This is a genomic window from Streptomyces sp. SID11385 (assembly GCF_010548245.1).
In the GTDB taxonomy this organism is placed as follows: domain Bacteria; phylum Actinomycetota; class Actinomycetes; order Streptomycetales; family Streptomycetaceae; genus Streptomyces.
Window position 1 is genome coordinate 23,009 of the sequence record NZ_JAAGLR010001054.1, and the last position, 6,735, is coordinate 29,743.

Here is a 6,735-nt window from a genome sequence, read left to right on the forward strand (position 1 = left end):
ACTGCCGGAGCCCGTGCGCGGGCGGAAGAGACGAGGTGTTCGCCGTGAGCGACGACCAGAAGCTGTTCGTGCCGTCCCGTCCCCTGGAACCGGGTGCGCGGTACGGAATCCTGAGCGACTTCGAGCCGGGTACGCGCACGCTCGAAGCGGGTTTCCGGATCGCGCCGCCGTTCAAGCCGCTGACCAGCGACATCGTCTTCGACAAGGACGTCCCGGTCACGCTGCGCGACGGCGTCACGATCTACGTGGACGTCTTCCGCCCGGCGGGGACCGAGAAGGTGCCCGTCATCGTGGCCTGGAGCCCCTACGGCAAGGGCCAGGGCACCTCCGCCAGCCTGATGGGCATCTTCGGCATGGTGGGGCTGGACAACGGGATCGTCTCCGGACTGGAGAAGTTCGAGGGCCCGGACCCCGCCTACTGGTGTGCGCGGGGTTACGCGATCTGCAACCCGGACATCCGGGGCATCGCCCACTGCGAGGGCGACAGCGTCCTGTGGGACCGGCAGGAGGGGCGGGACTGCTACGACCTCGTCGAGTGGCTCGGCGTGCAGGACTGGTGCACCGGCAAGGTCGCGATGAGCGGAACGTCCTACCTCGCGGTCTCGCAGTGGTTCACGGCGGCCGAACAGCCTCCCCACCTCGCGGCGATCAACCCGTGGGAAGGCGTGAGCGACGTCTACCGGGACCTGGTGATGCGCGGCGGCATGCCCGACACGGGCTTCGCGCAGCAGCTCCAGGAGAACAGCTTCCTCGGGAAGGGGCAGAAGGAGGACATCCTCTCCGAGGCCGAGCGGCACCCGCTGATGGACGGCCTGTGGGAGAACAAGATCCCCGCGTTCGAGAACATCACCGTTCCCGCCTACGTCGTCGCCAGCTACTCCAACACCCTGCACACCGCCGGCACCTTCCGTGCCTGGCGCCGCATGGCCTCCGAGCAGAAGTGGCTGCGCGTCCACAACAGCCAGGAGTGGCCCGACTACTACGACGAGGAGAACCGGGAGGACCTGCGGGGGTTCTTCGACCACTTCCTCAAGGGCGTGGACAACGGCTGGGAGCAGACACCGAGGGTGCGCTACTCCGTCCTCGATCTCGAAGGCGGGGACCGGGTCAACGTCCCGGCCACCCAGTTCCCGCCCACGGATGTCACCTCCACCACGTACTACCTGGACGGCCGTTCGCGGACACTGGTCACGACAGCGCCCCCGGAGGAAGCGGAGGCCGCCTACGTCGTCGGGGCCAACCCGGACACCGTGTCCTTCGTGACGCGCTTCGACCGGGAGACCTTGCTGGTCGGGTACCCCAAGGCGCGGCTCTGGGTGGAGGCCGATGGGTCCGACGACATGGACCTGTTCCTCCTCGTCCAGAAACTCGACGCGTACGGCACGCCGTTGCAGGAGTTCACCGTGCCCAACCAGGGGGCGTTGATCCAGGACGTCACGGAACGGGGCGCCTCGATCCTGCGCTACAAGGGGTCCGACGGGCGCCTGCGCGTCTCGATGCGCCACCTGGACCCGGCGCTGTCCACCGACGAGGTGCCCGCCCACACCTTCGACCGGGTCGAGAAGCTCGCTCCCGGCGAGGTGGTCGAGGTGGAGATCGAACTGCTCCCGGTCGGGCTCGCCTTCCACGCGGGCGAACAGCTCCGCCTCGTCATCAGCGGCCGCTCCCTGCTCGGCACGATGATGCCCGGAAACCGCGAGTACGTACCCGCCAACAGCGGACGGCACATCGTCCACACCGGAGGGGACCACGCCTCGTACCTCCAGCTCCCCGTCAAAACCGCGTAAGCCTCACGGGCTGTCCCGCGCCGCTCCCGTGACAGGGGACGGCCGCGGGGCAGCCCGTAGCCGGTACGGGCGTCGAGTCCGGTGGCGGCGGTCCGTACGCAAACCCAGGGGGCCGGCCGTCGAGAGGCGGCAGGCCCGGCGCGGGGCGTCGAGCGGCGGCAGGCGCGACGCGGGACGGGGCCCGTCCGGCCTCACCGGCCGGACGTGCCCCGCGACTTCGTCACCTGCCGCGCCGGACCGCCTTGAGGAACTCGATCCGTCCCGCGTCGCTGTGCTCGCGCAGCACGTTCGTCTTCATGTCGGGCTGGTGCTCGGCGTGCGGCTCGGGCACCAAGGGGTTGCCCGACCAGGACATGAGCCGGCACACGCGCCGCCGAATCCGCCACCCCTGCCCGGTCCGGACGAGCTCGTCGTCGTACCAGCCCGTGCCCTGCCACGTCGGGCCGCCCTGCGCCGCCTCGCGCACGAGAAGCCAGTTGCCGTAGCTGAACGCGTTGCCCTTGTCGCCGTCGATGTGGACCACATGGCCCATCATCGTGTGCTGGTGGCCGTCCAGCCGGTCGTGGAACTCGGCGAACGAGCGCTTGAACTCGGTGAGTCCGTGCCATCCGGCTCCGGCCGGGCCGAATTCCGCCGTGACGTCGTCGGTGAAGACGAGGTCGAAAAGATCCCACTGGTGGGCGTCGAGCGCCAGACCGTAGAGATTGATGATCTCGATGACAGCAGCTTTGTCGTGCTCAAGCATGGTTGCGCTCCACGTCCTCGAAGTCGCTGAAATGTGGTGCTCAGTGGCCGGAACCCCTGCTCCGGGCGGGCGGAGTACGGCGACCGAGCGCGGTGCCGCGTGCGGGTGGGACACGCTCTTCGGCTCGAAGCATCATCTTTGGACGGCCGCCAGAAGGTGTCAACACTTTGATCCAGAGCTTGCGTCGTCTTCCCTGCTGAACGGCGGGTGGGATGAGCTTTTTTGGGGCTCCGCCCTCATTACCTACTCGTAAACGGCCCGAAAATGTTGACAGTTCTGTCGGCTGCTCCTACGGTGCCGTGACGGCAATCCCCTCCGCTCCTCTCCCCTTTCCCCTGGGATCGAGCCGCGAGCGCCCGCCCCGCCCCGTAAGAAACGAGTGTCCCGATCGTGCCCACAGACATCACCCGGCTCACGCAGGCGCAACGCTTCGAGCCCGCCGGTCACCACGGAGTCGCCCCCGTCCACCTCTTCGGAGGAGATTCCTACGAAGGCGCGGTGACCGTCGCCCTCTCCCATTACCTCCCCGGCGGAGGCGCCGACCTGTCGCCGGTCCCCGCGGAGACGCTCTACGTCGTGGTGACCGGCACCTTGACGCTCACGGACGCCGACGGCACCTCCCACGAGCTGCGGGCCTTCGACGGGGCGCGGCTCACGGCGGGGACGGTCCGCCGCGTCGACAACCGTACGAACCTGCCCGCGAGCATGCTGGTGGTGAGGCCCCGGCAGGCCGGCGCGGCGACGAGCCCGACGGGGCGTCGGTCGTGACGGGGCCGCTCGCCGGACTGCTCGTCGTGGACCTCACCCGCGCCCTCGCGGGGCCGCAGGCCGCGATGATGCTCGGCGACCTCGGTGCCCGGGTGGTCAAGGTCGAGAGTCCCGCCGGGGACGACACCCGGTCGTGGGGGCCGCCCTTCGTGGCCGCTGAGGACGGGGGCGCCGCCGAGTCGACGTACTTCCTGTCCTGCAACAGGAACAAGGAGTCGATCACGCTCGACCTGAAGGCCGAGGGCGACGCGCACGTGCTGGCCGGGCTCATCGAGCGGGCCGACGTTCTCCTGGAGAACTACAAGCCGGGGGCGTTGCGGCGGCTGGGTTTCGGCGCCGAGCGGCTGATGGCGCTCAACCCCCGCCTGGTGGTGCTCTCGATCAGCGGTTTCGGCCACGACGGTCCCGAGGCCGCCCGTGCGGGGTACGACCAGATCGCGCAGGGCGAGGCCGGGCTGATGTCCCTCACCGGCCCGGACGCGGCGCATCCCCAACGGGTCGGGGTTCCGATCGCCGACCTGCTGGCCGGCATGAACGGCGCCTTCGGGGTGCTGGCGGCGCTGCGGGAACGCGACCGCACCGGCCGCGGCCAGATCGTCCGCACCTCGTTGCTCGCCTCGGTGGTCGCGGCCCACGCCTTCCAGGGCACCCGATGGACGGTCGCCGGTGAACGGGGGACCGCACAGGGGAACCACCACCCGACGATCGCCCCGTACGGGCTCTTCCGGTGTGCCGGCGGGAGTGTCCAGATCGCCTGCGGTAACGACGCCATGTGGCACCGGCTGTGCGCCGCCTTCGGGCTCCCGGCCGACGATCCGCGGTACGCGGGGAACGCCGACCGGGTGGCACACCGGGACAGCCTCACCGCACTGCTCGAAGCCGCTTTCGCCCCCCTGGGTGCGGACGAACTCCTGCGAAAACTCAATGACGTGGGTATCCCGGCCGGTCGCGTCCGCACCCTCGACGAGGTGTACGAGTGGGAGCAGACCCGCTCGCAGCGGCTCCTCGTCGATGTCGAGCACGAGAGCCTCGGGAAGATCTCCCTGCCGGGATCGGCCCTGCGGATGTTCACGGTCGACGCCGCGGGGACGGAGACGGAGTCGACGCGCACCGCGCACCGCCCGCCGCCCCTCCTGAACGCCGATGCGGACGCCATCCGGAAGTGGCTGGACACGCCTCGCCAGGATCGGCCGGACGAGGCGACCGTCGCGGCGCGGGGCGTCGCGAGCCGTCGGAGTCCGAGCCGGGGCCAGTACGGGACGAGATTGTGACCGACGCCCACCACACCACAGGAGTACGTCTGATGCCATCCGTGCTGTCCGATCCGACGCAGCCGCGAGCAGCGGGAAACAGGCCGGAGCAGGGGGACACCGCCGTGCGTGAGATCGAGTCCGTGAACGCCACCGAGCAACTGCGCCGGGCCTTCGGGTGCTTCCCCTCCGGAGTCACCGCCCTCTGCGCCCGTCGCGGCGGTCACCCCCTGGGCCTCGCCGCCAGCTCCTTCACCTCCGTCTCGATGGACCCGCCGCTCGTGTCGGTCTGTGTGCAGCACACCTCCACGACGTGGCCGAAGCTGCGGGCTCTGCCCCGGCTGGGAGTGAGCGTGCTCGCCGAAGGCCAGGACGAGATCTGCGGCCGACTGGCGAGCAGGAGTGGTGACCGTTTCGCCGGGGTGGACTGGTGCGCCTCCGCGAGCGGCGGTGTCTTCGTGGAAGGCGCCACGCTGTGGCTGGACTGCACGGTCCGCGAGGAGGTCACCTGCGGGGACCACAACATCGTGCTGCTCCAGGTGCACGGTCTCAGCGCCGCCCCCGACACCGCCCCGCTCGTCTTCCACGGCAGCAAGTACCGGCGCCTGGCCAGCCTCTGAACGCTCCAGCCCGAACCAGGGGCCACGCCGCCGCCCCGTTCGCGTACGGCCTCGCACAGGCCCGCGGCCGGCCCGCAGTGAAGCACCACCCGCACGTGTGACACAGGAGATGACGACGATGGCCGCACCACACGACACGTCCGAGAAACTGAACTCGATCCTCGAAAGGGTCCGCGCGCTCGGCCCCACGCTGCGGGAGCGCGCCGCCGAGGCGGAGCGTGCGGGCCGTCATACGGACGAGACCATCGCCGACCTGGACGCCACCGGCGCCTTCAACATCGGCAGCCCCGCCGAGTTCGGCGGCGACGAGCTGACCGTACGCCAGCAGCTGGACGTCGTCACCGAAGTCTCCCAGTGGGACGGCTCGTGCGGCTGGAGCGTGTGGGCGGGAGTCTCGACGCACTGGATACCCGTCGGTTCGGGCGCCCGGGTCGTCGCGGAGGTCTACGGCCCTCCGTGGGTGGGGCCCCGCGTCGCCGGCTCCAGCCACTTCCCGGCGTCCCGGGGACGCGTGAGGCGCGTCGAGGGCGGCTGGATCGTCTCCGGCGGCCCGTGGACCTTCGGGAGCGACGCTCTGTGGGCACCCTTCACCAACCTCGGGTGCATCGCCGACGACGGCGAGGGCCCCTACCTCGTGGCCGTCCAGGTTCCGCGCGACGAACTCCACTTCCTCGACGACTGGAAGGTCGCCGGGATGCGGGCCACCGGCAGCGTCTCCATGACCTTGCGCCAGGAGGAGCTGTTCGTCCCGGACTACCGCGGCGTCGACTTCCGTGACGTCGTAGGGGGACATCTCGACAGCGGCCTCAAGGGGTCGCTGTGGAAGGCTTTTTCGCTCGGCTGGTCCTTCAGCCTCATGGCGGGCATGTCGATCGGCATCGCGGAAGGAGCCCTGGCGCGGTTCCTCGAACGCTCCGCCGGCCGGGCCGTGCGCGGCACCACCTACACGAACCAGCTGGAAGCACCGCTCACGCACCTGATGCTCACCGAGGTGCACTCCAAGATCCAGTCCGCGAAGCTGATGACCCGCGCCAACGCCGAGGAGACTGACCGGCTCGGCGAGCTGGCCGCGGCCGGCACACCGGCCGACCCGGAATACATGCAACTCTTCAGCGCCCGCGTCCTCGCCGAGACGGCCTACGCGGCCAAGTGGTGCGCGGAGGCTGTTGAGTTGGTGCAACGGAACTCCGGCTCGACCGCGATCATGGAAAGCGAGCCGATACAGCGCGCCTGGCGCGACGCCCGCGTCATCACCCTGCACGGCGCCCTCAACCTGGAGGCGCTGTCGGAGAACTACGGACGGCTGATGGCCGGTACCCGGCCCCACCGGTTCGAGGGCATCACCACGCTGGACCGTTTCACCCCCGCCCCGGCCCCGGCCGAAACCCCCTGAACACCGATGCGCCCGTGCCCCGACGTGGGCTCCCCGGCGCTCGTGCCCCGACGAGCGCGCAGAAAAGAGAGGCTGAAGGATGGCGAGCGCGCGACCGCAGGACGAGGCGGGCCGGCCGGCCGCCGAAGGAGCACGCGGCGAGGCCCGGCATGCGGCTCCCGCGGCGGCGCCT

6 protein-coding genes are annotated in these 6,735 nt (G+C 70.3%); 5 read left to right on the forward strand and 1 reads right to left on the reverse strand.

Translation table 11 applies throughout. The features are described from left to right. Positions 1 to 44 precede the first annotated feature (44 nt). Positions 45 to 1,787, forward strand: coding sequence for a CocE/NonD family hydrolase (locus G3I42_RS32145; RefSeq protein ID WP_164291205.1), 1,743 nt, complete (start codon positions 45 to 47; stop codon positions 1,785 to 1,787). 220 nt (positions 1,788 to 2,007) lie between these two features. On the opposite strand, the gene G3I42_RS32150 is transcribed toward G3I42_RS32145, so the two are convergent. Continuing rightward, positions 2,008 to 2,532 carry a nuclear transport factor 2 family protein gene (locus G3I42_RS32150; protein ID WP_164291206.1) on the reverse strand — a complete coding sequence of 175 codons (525 nt, stop codon included), beginning with the start codon at positions 2,530 to 2,532 and terminating at the stop codon, positions 2,008 to 2,010. Between the two features lie 390 nt (positions 2,533 to 2,922). Here G3I42_RS32150 and G3I42_RS38535 point away from each other — a divergent pair, with 390 nt between their 5' ends. The 4 genes from G3I42_RS38535 (at position 2,923) to G3I42_RS32170 (ending at position 6,563) form a co-directional block, all read left to right on the forward strand. Beyond that, positions 2,923 to 3,300, forward strand: a complete 378-nt coding sequence (locus G3I42_RS38535; protein ID WP_164291207.1) for a cupin domain-containing protein — start codon at positions 2,923 to 2,925, stop codon at positions 3,298 to 3,300. Beyond that, entirely contained in the window at positions 3,297 to 4,571 is a 1,275-nt protein-coding gene (locus G3I42_RS32160; RefSeq protein WP_164291208.1) for a CoA transferase, read from the forward strand. Before G3I42_RS38535 ends, G3I42_RS32160 begins: the two co-directional genes overlap by 4 nt. 32 nt (positions 4,572 to 4,603) lie before the next feature. Further along, entirely contained in the window at positions 4,604 to 5,170 is a 567-nt protein-coding gene (locus G3I42_RS32165; RefSeq protein ID WP_164291209.1) for a flavin reductase family protein, read from the forward strand. Positions 5,171 to 5,288: 118 nt separating this feature from the next. Beyond that, positions 5,289 to 6,563 carry an acyl-CoA dehydrogenase family protein gene (locus G3I42_RS32170; RefSeq protein WP_164291210.1) on the forward strand — a complete coding sequence of 425 codons (1,275 nt, stop codon included), beginning with the start codon at positions 5,289 to 5,291 and terminating at the stop codon, positions 6,561 to 6,563. Positions 6,564 to 6,735: the final 172 nt, after the last annotated feature.